Raw genomic sequence first — 15,924 nt, forward strand, 5'->3', positions numbered from 1 at the left:
GCAGTCGAGAGAAAGGAGACAGCCGTGAACAGCCTCGCAGCGCTTGCGGACCGGGTCGAGCAGAGACGGTACTTCGGACTGAGGATTACCGCCCGCGAACTCCTTGCCGCGGAGCGGAAGATCGCCTCACGGCAAGGCCTGCCTGGCTCATATGCCGGGATGTTCGCTCCGACCAGGCAGGACTTCCGACACGGAATCCGCGTCTTCACAGGTGAGGTAGTCCGCTCCGGTGCCGCAACCTCCCACATCCTCGGCGAGGAATGCTGCCGGCTCCTGCTGAAACTCGGCGTCAAGGACAGGCAGGTTTCGGCGGCGCTTGCTCGCGCCGAAGCAGGGATGCAGGAGCGGCTGGACTCATGCGAGCGGATTCACGCCCGACACGTTGGCTTCTACTGCTGCGGCATCTGCACGGTGTCGCTCTGGCGCCACCTGGCCGCGGGCGGGCTGGATAGTGCGGTGCCGCGGTTCCGAGACGGCCTGCGCGTGCTGGCTGACTGCCGCTCCGACAACGGCCGCTGGATTCGGTTCCCTTTCTTCTATACCCTGCTGGCCCTCAGCGAAATGGACCCGCCCGAGGCTCGAAGGGAATTGCGCTGGGCCGCGCCGGCGGCAGAGCGCAGCTTGAGGGCGCTGCGCGGAACCGGTACCTACCGATGGCGACGGCGGGCCGTGCTCGAACGGGCTCTCGCCCTCGCCGGTTAGCAAACCATCGGGGCCCGGCAGGCGGGCAGTCCAGCGCCAGACTCGCTCGGAGATTTCCGCAAACGTCCGGTAGCACAAGGCCGGCAGGCATAGCGCCTGCCGGCCTCTCTGAAATCGGTGGTGGATCTACTCTGCCTTCACAACCTTGCTGGTAAGGGTCACTTCGTCGGCCACCAGCCGCACGAAATACGTGCCCTGCGCCACAGTCCTGCCGCGTTCATCCGTGCACTTCCAGTCCGCATTGTGATAGCCTGCCTGACAGGGACCTGAGGCTACGACCCGGACCAACCTGCCGGAGGCATCGTAGACCTCGAGCCGGATAGCCGCGCTCCTGGGAAGACCGTACTGAATGGCCACTCGACCAGCGAACGGGCCGTTGCCCGTCAAGGTCACTGTCCGCGGCAACCCGGGTCCCTGCTCGGTCGCGCTGATGCCGACGTCGGCGACCTGGACCGAATCGAACACCGCGTCGTTGGCCGGAATCACGTCCAGATTCATCGCAGTAGAACACACGACGCTGTAGGTGCCAGACACACTCAAAGTACAGGGCTTGAATGTGACCAACCCCAACGTGTCATTCGTGCGTACGGTGTCCTCGTAGAACGTGCCGATGCGGAAGATGACCGGGAAGCTGTCGGGTGCGTTGCCGAATCTCCGCACTGTGGCGGCGGGAATCACAACGGTATCTTCCGGCACGACACCGGGTGGCGCGGTGATACTCTGTACCCCCACGTCGCGGACACGTCGGAAGACCCACTTCCAGAACAGATTGTTGGTCACAATCTGGTCGCCAGTCAGCATCGTACTACACCTGACCGTCTGCGAGCCGCGGACCGCCACGGGGTAGTCGGCAAACGTGACCTCGAGCGAATCGCCGGCAGCAAGAGAATCTACCTGCACCGTGTCGCTGTACAAGCTGCCGAGCCTGACCCTGACCGGGAACGATTGCATCACCAGCCCGAAATTGCGGACCCAGGCCTTGACCGGAACGACGGTGCCGGAATCTACTGTGTCAGGCGGAGCCGTGAAGCGCACCGCGCCAACATCGGTCGTACGGATTATCACCTTCACGGAATCCGAGCGCGCATTGTTGGTCGCGTTTGAATCGGCGGCCAGGGCCGTGCTGCAACGCGTCACCAGTGTTCCCAGCGGACTCGCTGTCCAGTCGGCAAACGTCACCAGCGCCGAGTCCAGCGACGCGAGGTTCGTGACCTGCTGAGTGTCGGCGTACCCGCCGCTGATGGTGAAAATCGCCGGGAACGAGATCGTGTCCGTCCCGGTGTTGCGCACCATGGCCTGCGGCTGAAAGACAGCACCTGAGTCAACGATAGCCGTGGGTGCGACGACCCGCATCGTCCCGGCATCTTTCGCGAGAGTAATCACATGACAGGAATCAAGAACCAGATTGTTGGTCAGCACCTGGTCGAGATTCTGCATCATGGTGCAGCTAACCGCGAAAGTCCCGAGCGAGTCCGGAGTCCAGTTGGTGAAGCTGATTGTGCGCGATGTACCTGACGCCATCCCATTGACGAAGGAGCTTTCGCTGTAGAACGTCCCGATGCGGAGCCTCGCCTGGAAGTTGGCGTTGCCCGTACCATGGTTGGTCACTCTCGCTTGGGGCGTGACCGTCACGCCGAGATTGACGTTTCCCTTGGGCGTCATGATCGAATCCACCCCCATGTCGCGCACGCGGACGGTGAACGTCCGGGTGGCACGGTCATTCGCCGTGCTCTCATCCGGCGCCAGCTGAGTCGAACACCTGGCCGTCTGAGATCCCCGCTGGATGGCGGGCCAGGTGTCAAAAGCAACCGCCAGAGATTCTCCGGGGGCGAGACTCGTCACCGTCCTGGTGGACGAGTAGAAGGTGCCGATCGAGTATAGCACCGTAAACGTCGCAGTGCTGTCGCCGTAGTTGGCCACCACGGCACTCGGCTCGATCATGGCGCCTGAGTCTACGGTCCCGGCCGGGATCACGATTCTCCTGGTGCCGACGTTCCATTGAAGTCCCAGCGCCGGCCCGGCGATACAGACCACTGCGAACACAATGGTCGCGAGCTTGAGCGGCGCGTACCATCGGCCGCGAACGCTGCCCGGACTACGATACTGACGAACCATCTGTCCTCCCTACCTTGCTGCTGCTTGATGTGCCGAAGCGGACCGACTGCCGCCGTCGCCAGCCCTGCAGCCGGATCCTCCTGACCGAGCCTTCCGTAGTGCCGTCACTGCGGTCCGGTCCCGGGCAGTTCCGCACCGGCAAAAAGACCCGAATACAATACACGGCGGCTATCCGCGTGCAAGTTCTACCCAGGTCCGGCCCGACCGGCGTCGTCCACTCGCACGGTACAGTCCGCGTGCCCGTTTCAGCGTCGCCAGTTCCGTGGCACCCGGAGAGCTCGGCTGTGTTACCATCGGATGTGAGCAAGCACCGTGCCAACCGGCTCGCGTCTCGGCCGTGCCTGAGACTGGACCGGACTCCGGCCGACTGTCGCCCGACGCAGACGCGGCGCTGTGCAATAGCTGCGCAGCAATGACCCGGCGATTCCTGCTCGTGAAAAGGTGGATCGAAGAACCTGACTACTTTGCTGCTCGCAGACGGATCTCCTGCCCGAACTGCCGGCCCGCACCCGGCTCGGCGAGCATTTGTTCGTCCCATAGCAGCACTGACGGAAACCGCCGGCGCGCCGCGGCGGCAAACCGGCCGGCCAGCCTGACGGACAGGACGCGACCACGGGGGTCGCAGACCGTCGCGTCGCGAACGGCGCAGGATGGAGAGTGGGACTTCAGCAGGAACGCATCCACATCGAGTCCGGCGAGGAACCGCTGACCGAAAGCCCGCAACTTCGCGGTCAGGTCGCGCCCGGTTCGCGCCTGTACGAGCCGGACGCCACCAGACGTCCTGACCAGTCTGATCGGGTCACGAGGAACACCAAGCCCGATCTCCATCTCGGGACACACCGGCACGAAACTCACCATCTCCCCCAACCTCCGGACGGCGGGCGAGGATACCGTCTTGCCGTCGTAGCGGCAACGCTCGCCCAGCAGACAGCGACTGACGACAACGACGGGACGACGGCCTGGTGCTTCGAGCTTCATGAACGGGCAAGGTGTACAAGGGACTCCGGAGTGTATGGACCGCCGTGGGACGCAAGGATGGTTGAGGGTCTGAACGCAATGACCTTGTTTATGCTTGCGATTGAGTCCTCACGACTTGCCGACCAGAACGCGATTGCCGGCGGGCCGAAGGCCATGAACCGCGGCAGGACAAGGTCACCGACAATCGCCTCGCCGGATTCCAGCGTAACCAACACTGAACCCCGGCTGTGACCGGGCGTCCAGATTACCTCGCCCGCGACCCCGCAGGGACGCAGGTCGGACTCGTCTTCCAGCAGGACATCCGGCTCCACGCACGCGTCTGCACGCACGGACTCCGCATCGAGCCGATGCACTGCGACAGGCGCAGGGATGGCCTTCTTCAGTTCGGCCAGACTGCCGATGTGGTCCCCGTGCGTGTGAGTGATGAGTATGAGACCGACATCTTCGGGCTTCACATCCTGATGATTGAGCCCGTCCAGTATCCGGCTGGCGTTGCCTCGGGTGCCGGTGTCAACCAGCACCGGCCGCTTCCCGGTCAGGAGAAACACCTTGATCATGCCGAGAGAAACAGGCATCACACCGTTCATGCCCACAATCCTACCGGCACGAAGCCGCCAAGGTCAAGATTCACAGCTTGACGGGCCTGCGTGTTGCCCGGTCCTGGCCGAAGAACTGCGCGGCTCAGAAGTGACTATGAGCCGCGCTCAATCCGAATCCGGTCCTGCGCTACCGCTCCGCGGCTACCACCAATGGTCGTCCCATGGCTCACCGCCGATGCCGTTGCCCGAGCCGTCAAGCTGTACGCCCACCAGCGATTTCACCGCCCGGCTGACAAAGGCCCTCAGTCTCCCTTCGAGGGGTCGTGAGAAGTAGTAGTAGACCCTCGTGTAGTTGCCGGGCGCGTCGTTCGTCAGCACCAGGCTACCCGGGACATACCCCAGGTCGTCGAAGACGCGGACGTTCTCCGGGGTGAGGGTAGCGGTATCCATGAGGACGGTGAAGTTGAACTCGACGCGGTCCGCGTAGTCCCACGCCTCTACCTCGGGCGGAGCCACCGTGTCGCAGAGGAAGTAGGAGGTCAAGGTGGGTTCTGCTGCCTCCGGGCCATCGTAGTCGGTATCGAGGTTCAGCAGATAGGCAGGCGTGTTGGCCGGCGCTTTGCCCTTGACCGTGGACTCGAGGATGGTGAATGTGTAGCGGTGACCGTACGAAAGGCCGGCGGCCGGCATGAACGTCACATGGTAGGGAGAGACCGAGAAGGGAGTCAGGATGACCGGAGCCCCGTCGTCCCGCACCAGCTTGAAGTTCGAGAGGACCAGTGTGGTCGTGTCCATCTCCGAGGTGAACCACACCGCGACTGCAATGAGCGTGTCCGCCATCCGAACCGTGTCGGGGTCTACATAGTCGATGGTCGGAGGCCGGGTCGGGACGCAGGAGTTCGCGCTTGAGCCCTGGGTGTAGAACGTGGTCAGTGCGTCATCGTAGGGGCTGCCGTCGGCCTTGCCGTTGCCGTTGCCATCCAGGGATGTACCCCAGCGGTTCCTGGCGAGGCTCGACGACAAGGTCAACAGGAATGCCGAGTTCGCGGTCCAGGCGAGATGCCGAATGTAGAGCCTGCGCGCGTCCGCGTCATAGCTCACGTCGAGACCGGTCACGACCTGGCCGGTACTCGTGTTCGTGACCTTCGCGCTCTTCACGACCGAGTCAGGGTCCATGTAATCCGAGAATGCGACCACCACGGTCGCCTGAATCCCGGTAGTTTCCGGTTCGTCGTCCGCGAGCTCGTCCCGGTACGCCGGCTCAGTCTGCGCTACTGTCGGCAGGTTGCCCGCGCCGGTTCCCAATGGCAGGTTGGTGTCCGGGTTCAGCGGGTTGTCGAGCTTCCTGCATCCGAGGATGGCGAGCACGAGCAGCGGTACGAGTATCACCCTTCTCGACGGCCCTCGAACGTCGGTTGCCCGCTTCCGGCTACTCGTCATTCGGAATTCGTCATTCGTCATTCTCATGGTCGCCTCCTAAAACTTGAGCGTGACCGAAAGCCGCCAGTAGCGCAGGTCGGTCAACCGGGAGAAGCCCATCAGGTCAATCTGGAGATTGTCTATCGGGCTGTACCCGATCCCGTAGGTCAGGCCGGTAGAGTAGGTGACGCTCTTTCGGGTCTCGGACGAACCCGGGTTCTGCTGCGCGTCGCCGAGCCGATCCGAGAACGTGCTGTCGCCGTAGATCGTATGAGTGTATTGCGGCGAAGACGCGGTCAGTTCCTCAACCGTCGTTTCGTCCTTCCAGGTCATGGTCGGACTCGCGCCCAGCCGCAGGGCCAGCGGCTCCACGACCTTGAACTCAACTCCAACCGGCGCGGTGAGCACGCGGTCCGTGCCCGTGGTTCGCGTCATCCACTCCTCGGCGAAGGTCGTGGTGCTCTGGAAATCCTCGCGCCCGGAGATCGAGTCGCCGTTGTCGTATGCGTAGTAGCTGCGCTGGGCCGTGCTGTCCTCAAGCGAGTCCTGCCACGCGTCGGCGGCAAATCCCAGCCCCAGCCCGAGCCTGAGCCGGGGCGTCACCGTGAAAAGCTGCCTGGTGCTGACCGAGATGCCCTGGCGCATCTCCCGGCCGCGATACTTGTGCAGGGTCGTATCGTAGCCGCTCGCCGTGCCCGGGTGGCAGAAGCTGTCAATCCGGCCTGCCTCAAGACCGCCGGCGTCGGCCCCAACTGCCAGGCTCTGCGTATACGCGCGGAGGTAGAACCGGCTCTCGATTTCGGGCTTCGGCAAGTAGAACAGGGATGCCACTCCGCCAATTCGACTGCCGGCGTGGGGTATGTCGGCGGTATCAAGCATCTGCTCGCGACTGAAGTCTACAATTGACGGATTGGCCGGACTGCGGTCGCTACTCGACCAGCCCCGGTAGTCATGCCTCTCTTCGTTGACGAGTGGCGCAAAGCTGCCGAGCACGCCGAGCCGGACAGTGCTGAAGTCGTACCAGCCGTTCACTATGATGTTACTCTCGGTCACCCGGCTGCGGTCGAAACCAACGAAAGTGTCATTCTCGCGGTAGGTCAGCATCCGGTCGACGAGGCTGGAATCGCGCCGGTCGAAGGTGTAGTTGCGTGCGGGATCAACGGACTGGCTGGAGGAAATGCTGGGCGCAAACGCCGCACCCAGCCGCAGACTGCCGGCCTTGTAACCGACGCCGAAATAGCCATGGGTGGTTTCGTTCTCGTTCCAGGCTTCGGCAGAAGTCACGTCTTCGCGCTTGTAGTCGTAGGTTCCATTCGAATCAAGGTCCAGGAGTTCGGTGTGGATCGCCCTCCCCTCTCCCAGCAACTCGTCGCCCGCGCTGTTGGTGAGTCCGGTGGCGAGCGGGTCATGGTTCGCGAAGCGATCGAAGAGCAGCCCGGGGTAGATCGGCGCCGTGAGCGAAGTCGAGCCGCCGAGGAGAAAGAAATCGTTTGTCGAGCCCCTGAACTGCTGGTCGTTGCCGGACACAAGGTTCGACAGCGCGGTATAGACCCTGTCTCCTCTGATGAGCGGGATGCGAGCCGGTTCGAACAGCAGGTCGTAGTCATCCGCCCACAGACCCGCGGTTGATTGGCTGCGGAACGAACTGGGCACATAGGCCGCAGCCAGTCCGCATAGAACCACGAACAGGACAGTGAGTCGCATACGCCTCCTCTTCTTTGCGGTCGCCGAATAATACCTCGCTGCTGACGCGTGTCAAGCGCGAATCGCGCCTGGCGTACGCGAATGGCGCCCTAGGGCCATCTATCCTCTTGGCTTGACTAGAACGCGTGGCTGTGCTAGATTCTCGCCACGCGCCCGTAGCTCAGATGGATAGAGCGGCAGACTCCGGATCTGCAGGCCACGCGTTCAATTCGCGTCGGGCGCTCTGCCGGAACAGGAATCCAGGATTCGAGGATTCTGGGATTCCAGTGTCCGGACACTCGACACCTTGAGCCCTTGACCCCTTGACTCCTACTGGAGGTCCCTTGGATTTCTACGATGTTGTCCGCAGTCGACTAAGCATCCGCGCCTACAAGCCCGACGCCGTTCCCGAAGAAGTGCTGAACCGCATTCTTGAGGCCGGTCGCCTCGCCCCGTCGGCCAAGAACTACCAGCCGTGGAAGTTCATCGTCGTCAAAGACCCTGCAATCCGCCAAGCGCTCGTCCCGGCCTGCAGAGGCCAGGGCTCAGTCGGCCAGGCACCGGTCGTCATCTGCGGCTGCGCCCTTGACGCGCAGGTGTGGAAAGGGATGGGCGGCTACTGGTCAGCCGAGGCAGTTGACCTGACGATAGCCATCGAGCATATGATCCTTGCGGCCGCGGCCGAAGGCCTGGGCACGTGCTGGATTGGCGCGTTTGTTGAGGCCGAGGTCAGGAAGGTCCTGGCGATACCCGAAGGAGTGAAGCCGATTGCCCTCACTCCGCTCGGTTATCCCGCGGTCGAGGCCAAGCCGCGCCCGCGCAAACCGCTGTCCGAGATCGTCTGCTACGACCAGTACCAGTAGACCAGAGACGTCAGACCAGCGACCCTGCACCGTCTCCTGGATTTATCTTCGTGTCCTGGTGCCTTTGCGGAGAGCATCTGGTCGGGACTTCTGCCTTCTGACATCTAGCTTCTGACTTCTGACTTCGGCTGGCTCTCTCCGTCAAGCTCTCTCTCCATTATCACCGCGTCTTCGCCGTTCTCGTAGTACCCTTTGCGCAGGTAGGTCGGCACGAACCCGCGTTCGGCATAGAACTTGCGGGCAGTTGTGTTCGAGACTCGCACCTCGAGGTACATGGATCCGGCCTTGCTTCGCCGGGCAAAGGCCACGACCTCGTCGAGCAGCTTGCCGCCGACTCCCTTGCCGCGCTCAACCTCGCTCACGGCCAGGTTGGCGAGGTGCGTCTCCTCCGCGCCCCAGGCTACGGCGTAGCCCAGAATAACGCCCTCATCCTCGGCCACGACGGAAAGCCCCTGCGACCGGTCTAGGTCGGACAGGAAGAAGGATCGCCGCCACGGGCTGGCGAAGATGGCCTTCTCCAGATCCATCACCTGGTCGAGGTCGGCTTCGGTCATCGGCCTGACTGTCACGTGGAAGATAATGCCGAGTACCTTGCCGGTGTCAAACCCGCGCAACCGCGCGAACCCTATGCCGGTTCGACGGTTCTCCCCGCTGCCAATTCGCGGCTCAGTCCAGAGGCGGACATCCTGAGGCGGCCCGATTTGCCCGCGCAACAACCGCGGCCGCTGGCGCTTACCCATTTCCTTCGGAAGTAACAGATGATCTGATGGCTCATCTGACGCTGATCGCTCACGTCCAGTTTCGAATATGTCCTCCTGGAATCAACCCCCCGAGTTGTTCTAACTTCTTCATTAGTAATTGGTTATTAGGCATTGCCTCTCCTCCCCTACCCCGTCCCCCCGGCTGTTCTGGAGGCAATCGCCGAGGCTGCCCGGAAGGCAGTTTCGGTGATTGCTCAGCCGGCTGTCCGGAGAGGAGTCTGGAGAGCTACCTGGACTGCTGTTCGGTCGGCTGCTCAGAGGTCTATCCGGAAAGAAACTCGGCGATCGGCCCGGCGAGTTGCCGGGAGATCAGCTCTCCAAGCTGCCGGACAGATCGTCCGCCGAATCGCTCAGGACGTAATCCGTAGGGCAATCCGACACGCAGTTCGGAGACCTGCACGGAGAATAGCTGGGAGAACCGCACGGCAGGTTCTATGGGGAGTTCCTCGGCCGGCTCGCTACCGCGCGATCACGACCTTGATGACGCTTGACGCATCATGCCTCACGCTCGACGCCCGGTCGCACGATGCGAAGCCTGCCGTCCGACGGCAGAAGTACACCCCCGGCGCCAGCGCCCGCAGGTCATTCGCGCCCGGACTCAGTTCCATCACCCTCCGACCTCCGACATCCAGCAAGCTTGAGGCTTGCGGCTTGTGGCTTGAGGCTTGAGGCAGGAACAGCACGTCGCGCACGACCGTGGCCTCCTGCATGTGGTTCCTGGCTTGGGGCCTGAAGCCCTCCGTAATGCCGACTGCCGCGCTATCGCCGATGACGGTCAGGCACGACCCACCGTTGTCAGCGACGTAAGTACGGCCGTAGAGCGTCGTCAGCACGGCAACCGGGGTGTAGTCTGCCGGGAATGTCGCCGTAACCGTGTTGGTCGAGCAGTCGATTACGCTGACGTCGTCGCTGAGCTGGTTCACGCAATAGACCTTGCCGTTGAACGAGTCCACTGCCACCGCGACCGGCATATCACCGACTGCAATAGTTGCCACGACGCTGTCGAGGATCACGTCGATCACGGTCAGGTTATCGCTGGCCGAGTTCGCCACGTACACGAGGCGCTGGTCGAGTCCGCCCGCGTAGCAGACCGCTGCCACCGGCGATGTGCCGACCGGATAGGTTCTGACCACAGTGTCATTGAAGGGGTCGATTGCGCTGACGCTGTTGCTGCCCGAGTTGACAACCAGTACGTACAGACCCGGCACTTCGGCAAACGCGACCGGCCTGGCGCCGACCGCAAGGGTCTTGCGCACATTCAGCGATTCGTACCCGATGACCGACACCGTATTGCTGTTGGTATTGGCACAGTACACCTGACCGAGAGACGACGAGGCGCACAGGGCGCGCGGGTTGCTGCCCACCGGCACTGTGGCGTCCACCGTGCAGTTCTGGCCGTCGATCACGGTCACCGTGTTGCTACCGCTGTTGGCGCAGAAGACCTCGCCATTGTACCACATCACCGCCGCGGGCCGCAGACCAACCGGCACCGTGGCGACGACATCAAGGTCACGACCGTCGATCACAGTAACGGTGTTGCCATCGCGGTCCGCCGTGTATGCCCGGCGTATCCCGGTGCCTGAGCAGATCGCTGACGGGTAGGCACCGGCTGCTACGTTCCCGAGGACCGCGTTCGTCGCCGGGTCGACGACGGAAACCGAATTGCTCCACTGGTTCGCGCAGTAGACCCGCCCATCAAATCCGGGCGAGCCTCCAAAGGCCAGCGCTCCGGGCCAGCAGCCAACGGTGACGGTATCCAGCACGGCCATCGTCGCGGCGTCAATAACCGAAACGTCGCAGCCGCGCCAGTTCGCCACGTACACGCGGTTGGAGACCGGGTTCCAGGCGATTGCCCACGGGTAGTTCCCGACCGGAATCGTGCCGATAACGGAATCGGTAACGCCGTCCACGACGCTGACGCTGCTGCCGGACTGGTTGGCGCAGAAAACCCGGTTGTCGAGCGAGTCCCAGCAGAGTGCGGTCGGCCGATCTCCTACCGCAATGGTGCGTATCACGCTGTCTCCGGCACCGTCGATCACGGTCACGTTGTCAGTGGTCAGGCTGCTGCAGTAGACCTTGCCGGTCACCCGGTTGCAGATAAGCGCGCTCGGCATGCTCGGTACGGGCAGCGTCGCGAGCACCGCGTTTGTCGAGCAGTCGATGACCGACACCGTGTTGCTGATCGCGTTCGCGCAGTAGACCTTGTGACCCGCCGGTTCGTAGCGGAGGATACGCGGGTTGGCGCCGACGCCGACCGTCGCCACCACCGCATTCGTCGAGCAGTCAATCACGCTCACGGAGTTGCCCAGCTCGTTCGCGCAGTAGACCCGGTTGCGGCGCGAGTCGTAGGTGACGAAGCAGGCCCGCTCGCCGGTCGGTATCGTGGCGACAATCTGGTCGGTAACACCGTCGACAGCAACGACGTTGTTGTCGACGTAGTTCGCAACATAGACGCGGTTGTCGCGGGAGTTGAAGCAGACCGAGTAGTGGGCCCAGCCGACGTTCACGCTGGCCGCGACCTGGTTGGTCGCTCCGTCAATCACGGTCAGGTTGTCGTCGTAGTAGTTGACGCTGTATATCTTGTTGCTGAGCGGGTTGTACGCCATGTCGATAGCAAAGTAGCCGGTCGGAATCCGGGCCACTTTCTCGCTCGTCGTGCCGTCCACAGCGATGGTGACCTCGCCATACTGCCCACCGACGTAGACCCGGTTGTTCACTGTGTTCACGGCCAGGCAGCGCAGGCTCTGCAGCCCGCCGAGCGAGTCCGGCAGGACAAGCGTAGTATCGAGCCACTGGCCGAACGCAACCGAGGCCATCGCCCCAAACACGGACAGCAGGAATCGGAGTCTCATGGTTCAGACCGCCGTGGCGATAATAAGCCCGGTGAGTGCCGGCGTCAAGTGATGACCTATCGGGTCCGCTCCGCTCTCGGGTGAAACAGACCGCCGCCTGCTGCCGCCAAACTGCATGCCTCCTGCCCGCCCGCCCCCTCTTGACAGGTCATGCTACTGATGTATGATTCCGCGATGACTTCTGTGGGAAGAACAGCAGCAGTCATTCTTCTCCTCGTCGCAGTTGCGGCGGCCGTGCCGTTTGCGCCCGGCACGCGATTCGGCATGGTCGGGATCGACTGCCGCATCTCCGGCGGCGCCATCTACTCATACCACCCCGATTCTGCGTTCTCAAGCGTGGACCCGTTCTTTCGGGCAGGGATATGCGTAACTCCGAGCCTTGCACTCGGCGCTGACCTGGCATTGCTCAACACCTTCCCTAAACACGGCGACATGTTCCTTAACACTCCCGTCTTTGCCTTCAGCCCGGTGGCGACCTGGTTTCCTTCGGAGTTCTCCGGAATCCAGACATATGGCACGGTCGGAACCGGCGTGTCATATGACTTCCTCAGACACCAAGGCTGGCGTTTCCGCCTTGGCGCAGGTGCACTGCTGGAGGCCGGCCCAGTCACGGTCGGGACGGAGATAGGCTGGTACGCGGATTGGATAACAGTGCTGGGCGCCACCGGCCCGCCGTGGCGAGTGGAGCCGATCTGGGTGTCGGGATCGTCGTTCTTCTTCGGTCTGCGTCTGAGCGACCTGAGACTATGAAACGAACTCTGCTCCCTCTAGCACTCGCCGCAGCCATGGGGCTCGCGCAACTGGGTCCGACAGGTCCCGGCGCCACATTCCTCAAGATCATACCTGATGCTCGCACGGCGGCGCTTGGGGGTGCCGGTGTGGCGCTCGACAGCCTTGACGCCAACACCTACTACAACCCGGCAAACATCGCTTCCGGCTCGCCGATGGCCGCTACCTGGACCCACGAGCGCTGGCTGTGGCCCAACATGAGCATCGACCATGCAGGAGTGGCGTACAGACCGGACGAACGTCTAGGCCTCGCCGCCAACGTCCAGTACTTTCAGACTAGCTTCGCTTCTACGGACGAACGTGGAAGAACCATCGGGACAACTCGCTGGTACGACGTGGCGCCAAGCGTCTCTGCCGCCTACCGACTCCAGCCTGCCATCTCTGCCGGGCTGACCGTCAAGGCAATCTACCAACGCATCGCTTGGTCTGGGGGACGTGTCATCGACTTCCTCACGTCTGCGTGTGACGTGGGCGTCCAGTACCGACCGCTAGACGCTCTGACGCTCGGCCTCGCGGTCGCCAACCTGGGGCCGATTATCGGCGACCACACCGATGCAGGGTACTACCTGCCGCGGTGCGCTCGCCTCGGCTTCGCGATTCGGCCATCGCTTCCCGCCCCGATTTCGGCTGTTCTTGCGGCAGACGTCTCTCGGAACCTGTACCCTGTTGGTTCAAACCCGCACCCGTGGCACCTCGGAGGCGGCATTGAGCTCGGAGCCGCGCACCTGGCTTTCATCCGGCTCGGCTACCGCTACGAACACAGCCTCAGAGGACTCACCTGGGGTGTGGGAATCGAACACCGAGGAATCCGGATAGACGTCGGCGTGGACTCTGACACTTACGACCAGACATTCCGCCCCCGGAGCGTCAGGTTCCAGTTCTCCTGGCACCTATAGTGGTATCAGAGCCATGAGGTCTGTCGTGAGACCAGCAGCAGTCATTCTTCTCCTTGCCATGGTCGCGGCGGCTGCGCCGTTCGCGACCGGCACACGATTCGGCACGGTCGGGCTCGACACGCGGTTCTCCTCCGGCCAAGTGTACTCCTATAGCGGCTTCACAGATTACGTCTGGTCAGACCCAATCTTGCGCGTCGGCATTGCCGTTCTCCCGGACCTCGCCGTGGGCGCTGAGTTAGCCCTTTTCAACACGTTCCCTGAGAGCGGGAACGTGTTCACAAGCACGCCGGTCATCGCATTCGGCCCGGCCGCAACCTACTACCTCGTACCGAACCTGGACATTGTTCGGCCCTACGTGACGGCCGGCGCAGGCGCGACCTATGGGTTAGTATGGAAGCGCCTGGGATGGCGGGCGCGAGCTGGAATTGGCGCGATGCTGGTTACGAGTCTACCGGTTGCGTTCGGCCTGGAGGGCGGCTGGTATGGCGATTGGTGCCAAGGTCCCGGGTGGGATTGGATACACGACTACGAACTGGCTTGGCGGCATGGCAGCACGTGGTTCATTGGTGTCAGAATCATGGGCTTCAAGTGATGAGACGCTTTGGACTCCCTGTGCTGGTCACCGTCGCCTTGATGTCGGTGCGTGTCGAAGCTGGAGGCGCCGTGTTCCTGATGATATTCCCCGATGCCCGTACTGCCGCACTCGGCGGCTGTGGCACGGCGCTGACCGACCTCGATGCGAACACCTACTATAACCCGGCGAGCATCGCACTCGGCACGCGTGTCGCTGCGACGTGGACTCACATCAACTGGCTTCCCGGTCTCTACCCCGGCATGAGCTACGAACACGCCGGCGTCGCGTACCGTCTGGATGAACGGCGCGCCCTCGCTGCCAATGTCATCTACCTTACAACCGGTGAGACGGATGTGATAGACGAGCACGGTCAGACCCTTGGTCGATACCGTCCGTGGGATCTATCTCCGAGCGTCACCGGCGCCTACCGCATCCTGCCCTCTCTGTCCGCGGGCGGAACCCTGAAGGCCATCTACTCGCTACTCGTGCCGAGTTGGGTCTGGGAGCGCATGCCGGAGCTGGGAATTGAGTACGGTGGCCAAGGCTTCACAATCGCACTGGACTGCGGCGCCCTGTATCGCCCGTTTCAGTGTCTGAGTATCGGGGCCGCTCTGAGCAACTTCGGGCCGGGCATCAACTACATGGACGATGGGGGAACTGACGCGCTGCCTGCCATTGCGCGAGTTGGGTTCGCGTTCAGCCCCAGGATTCCGGGAGCGGTACAAGTCGCCCTGGTGAGCGATGCCTGGCGCGACCTCGATAGGCCCATGCCGCGAGCCGGCGACTTCGTGCACCGCTGGGAACAGGTGGAGCACGGAGTCGGGCTGGAGCTACGGTTCGCGAGGCTCGCGAGTATCCGACTTGGCTACTTCGAGGACATCGTCGGCCAGCGCGGCGGAATCGTTGTCCAGAACTTCGGAGCCACTCGCCATATCAGCCTGCTCCGGCAACTGACCAAGCCGCTCTCGGGCGAGGTCGTTGGCCTGGGAATCTGCTGGGGCGTCGGAGTTGAATTCATAGGCCTGAAGTTCGACGTGGGCGTGGATGAGAACATTTACGATTTCCCGACCCGGAACGTCCGGTTCCAACTGAGCGCCGGTCTGTAGCGGGCGCAGGCTATTGTCGCAATCCGGCAGCTTTGTGTCTTGGTGTCCTGGTGTCTTGGTGGTGAGAATCCCTAAGCCGCGGCCTTCTTCTCTCCAACCAGGTAGATCCACGGCAGACTGATCAGGGTCGTGATGCCTTTGGCGATGATGTTGGCGGCGAAGATGGAGATGACGACAGCGAACGGCATCCGGCCGACAAAGGCAAGGCCGCAGAACAGGGCCGAGTCGAGCGGCACCGAGACCGAGTTTGACGCAAGCACCCGCATCCACTGCAGCTTCTGCCCGACCTTGTTGACCCATAGCTGGTAGACCTCGCCGTCGACCAGTTCCGACGCGACTTCCGCGACTATTGAGGCGATAACGATGCGCCAGACCGGCGCGAGTACTCGGCCGAACTCAAGCTGCGCCCCGACGTTCATGTCGGGCGGGAGCTTCGTCACCAGCCAGAACAGGCCGGCCATGAGCAGGTTGATGACCGCGGCGGCAACGATGAGCCAGCGCGCAGTCCTGATGCCGCCGGTCTTGTGCACCAGGTCGCGCAGGGTGAAGGTGAACGGGTAGACGAGCGTGCCCGCGTCCACGCTGAACCCGGCAATCGTGACGATGCGCAGGCTGGCGATGTCCGAGAGCATCTGCGCCGCGATGTA

13 protein-coding genes and 1 tRNA gene are annotated in these 15,924 nt (G+C 62.9%); 6 read left to right on the forward strand and 8 right to left on the reverse strand.

The window, feature by feature from the left end; all coding sequences use genetic code 11:
- The first annotated feature begins 24 nt into the window (after window positions 1-24).
- Entirely contained in the window at window positions 25-702 is a 678-nt protein-coding gene (locus FJY68_06820; GenBank protein ID MBM3331551.1) for a hypothetical protein, read from the forward strand.
- 126 nt (window positions 703-828) lie between these two features.
- Here FJY68_06820 and FJY68_06825 read toward each other — a convergent pair whose 3' ends face one another.
- The 5 genes from FJY68_06825 to FJY68_06845 all read right to left on the reverse strand — a co-directional run bounded on the left by FJY68_06825 (window position 829) and on the right by FJY68_06845 (window position 7,457).
- Window positions 829-2,817, reverse strand: coding sequence for a T9SS type A sorting domain-containing protein (locus FJY68_06825; GenBank protein MBM3331552.1), 1,989 nt, complete (start codon window positions 2,815-2,817; stop codon window positions 829-831).
- Between the two features lie 459 nt (window positions 2,818-3,276).
- Window positions 3,277-3,795 (reverse strand): DUF523 domain-containing protein, encoded by a 519-nt coding sequence (locus FJY68_06830; protein ID MBM3331553.1) that lies wholly within the window; start codon window positions 3,793-3,795, stop codon window positions 3,277-3,279.
- Window positions 3,792-4,382: an MBL fold metallo-hydrolase gene (locus tag FJY68_06835; GenBank protein MBM3331554.1), complete on the reverse strand. Its 591-nt coding sequence runs from the start codon at window positions 4,380-4,382 to the stop codon at window positions 3,792-3,794. Before FJY68_06835 ends, FJY68_06830 begins: the two co-directional genes overlap by 4 nt.
- A gap of 153 nt (window positions 4,383-4,535) precedes the next feature.
- Window positions 4,536-5,801, reverse strand: a complete 1,266-nt coding sequence (locus tag FJY68_06840) for a hypothetical protein (GenBank protein ID MBM3331555.1) — start codon at window positions 5,799-5,801, stop codon at window positions 4,536-4,538.
- 9 nt (window positions 5,802-5,810) lie between these two features.
- Entirely contained in the window at window positions 5,811-7,457 is a 1,647-nt protein-coding gene (locus tag FJY68_06845) for a hypothetical protein (protein ID MBM3331556.1), read from the reverse strand.
- Between the two features lie 149 nt (window positions 7,458-7,606).
- Between FJY68_06845 and FJY68_06850 the strand changes: the two genes are divergently transcribed.
- Window positions 7,607-7,680 (forward strand) — tRNA-Arg (locus FJY68_06850).
- A 100-nt stretch (window positions 7,681-7,780) separates the two neighbouring features.
- Window positions 7,781-8,299 carry a nitroreductase gene (locus FJY68_06855; protein ID MBM3331557.1) on the forward strand — a complete coding sequence of 173 codons (519 nt, stop codon included), beginning with the start codon at window positions 7,781-7,783 and terminating at the stop codon, window positions 8,297-8,299.
- Window positions 8,300-8,403: 104 nt separating this feature from the next.
- On the opposite strand, the gene rimI is transcribed toward FJY68_06855, so the two are convergent.
- Both rimI and FJY68_06865 read right to left on the reverse strand, forming a co-directional pair.
- A complete protein-coding gene (rimI, locus tag FJY68_06860) occupies window positions 8,404-9,039 on the reverse strand; it encodes a ribosomal-protein-alanine N-acetyltransferase (GenBank protein MBM3331558.1) in 636 nt (211 codons plus the stop codon).
- Between the two features lie 479 nt (window positions 9,040-9,518).
- Entirely contained in the window at window positions 9,519-11,912 is a 2,394-nt protein-coding gene (locus tag FJY68_06865; GenBank protein ID MBM3331559.1) for a hypothetical protein, read from the reverse strand.
- A gap of 174 nt (window positions 11,913-12,086) precedes the next feature.
- Between FJY68_06865 and FJY68_06870 the strand changes: the two genes are divergently transcribed.
- From FJY68_06870 to FJY68_06880, 3 genes are all read left to right on the forward strand, one after another.
- On the forward strand, window positions 12,087-12,662 hold the full coding sequence (locus FJY68_06870) for a hypothetical protein (GenBank protein MBM3331560.1): 576 nt from the start codon (window positions 12,087-12,089) through the stop codon (window positions 12,660-12,662).
- The gene (locus tag FJY68_06875; GenBank protein MBM3331561.1) at window positions 12,659-13,597 is read left to right on the forward strand and encodes a PorV/PorQ family protein; all 939 of its coding nucleotides are present in this window, start codon (window positions 12,659-12,661) and stop codon (window positions 13,595-13,597) included. Before FJY68_06870 ends, FJY68_06875 begins: the two co-directional genes overlap by 4 nt.
- 390 nt (window positions 13,598-13,987) lie before the next feature.
- Complete coding sequence (locus FJY68_06880) at window positions 13,988-15,277, forward strand: PorV/PorQ family protein (GenBank protein MBM3331562.1); 1,290 nt, start codon at window positions 13,988-13,990, stop codon at window positions 15,275-15,277.
- 71 nt (window positions 15,278-15,348) lie between these two features.
- Here the strand turns inward: FJY68_06880 and FJY68_06885 are convergent.
- Window positions 15,349-15,924, reverse strand: a 576-nt coding sequence (locus FJY68_06885) for a queuosine precursor transporter (protein MBM3331563.1), incomplete at its 5' end; no start/stop codon positions are given.

This window comes from candidate division WOR-3 bacterium (genome assembly GCA_016867815.1).
Classification (GTDB): Bacteria; Hydrothermota; Tepidihabitantia; order Tepidihabitantales; family Tepidihabitantaceae; genus UBA2258.

Excerpts from the sequence above, each read along its gene's own strand:
- FJY68_06825 (MBM3331552.1), bottom strand. The coding sequence starts at position 2,817 with ATGGTTCGTCAGTATCGTAGTCCGGGCAGCGTTCGCGGCCGATGGTAC.
- FJY68_06830 (MBM3331553.1), bottom strand. The coding sequence starts at position 3,795 with ATGAAGCTCGAAGCACCAGGCCGTCGTCCCGTCGTTGTCGTCAGTCGC.
- FJY68_06835 (MBM3331554.1), bottom strand. The coding sequence starts at position 4,382 with ATGAACGGTGTGATGCCTGTTTCTCTCGGCATGATCAAGGTGTTTCTC.
- FJY68_06840 (MBM3331555.1), bottom strand. The coding sequence starts at position 5,801 with ATGAGAATGACGAATGACGAATTCCGAATGACGAGTAGCCGGAAGCGG.
- FJY68_06845 (MBM3331556.1), bottom strand. The coding sequence starts at position 7,457 with ATGCGACTCACTGTCCTGTTCGTGGTTCTATGCGGACTGGCTGCGGCC.
- rimI (MBM3331558.1), bottom strand. The coding sequence starts at position 9,039 with ATGGGTAAGCGCCAGCGGCCGCGGTTGTTGCGCGGGCAAATCGGGCCG.
- FJY68_06865 (MBM3331559.1), bottom strand. The coding sequence starts at position 11,912 with ATGAGACTCCGATTCCTGCTGTCCGTGTTTGGGGCGATGGCCTCGGTT.
- FJY68_06870 (MBM3331560.1), top strand. The coding sequence starts at position 12,087 with ATGACTTCTGTGGGAAGAACAGCAGCAGTCATTCTTCTCCTCGTCGCA.
- FJY68_06875 (MBM3331561.1), top strand. The coding sequence starts at position 12,659 with ATGAAACGAACTCTGCTCCCTCTAGCACTCGCCGCAGCCATGGGGCTC.
- FJY68_06880 (MBM3331562.1), top strand. The coding sequence starts at position 13,988 with ATGGAAGCGCCTGGGATGGCGGGCGCGAGCTGGAATTGGCGCGATGCT.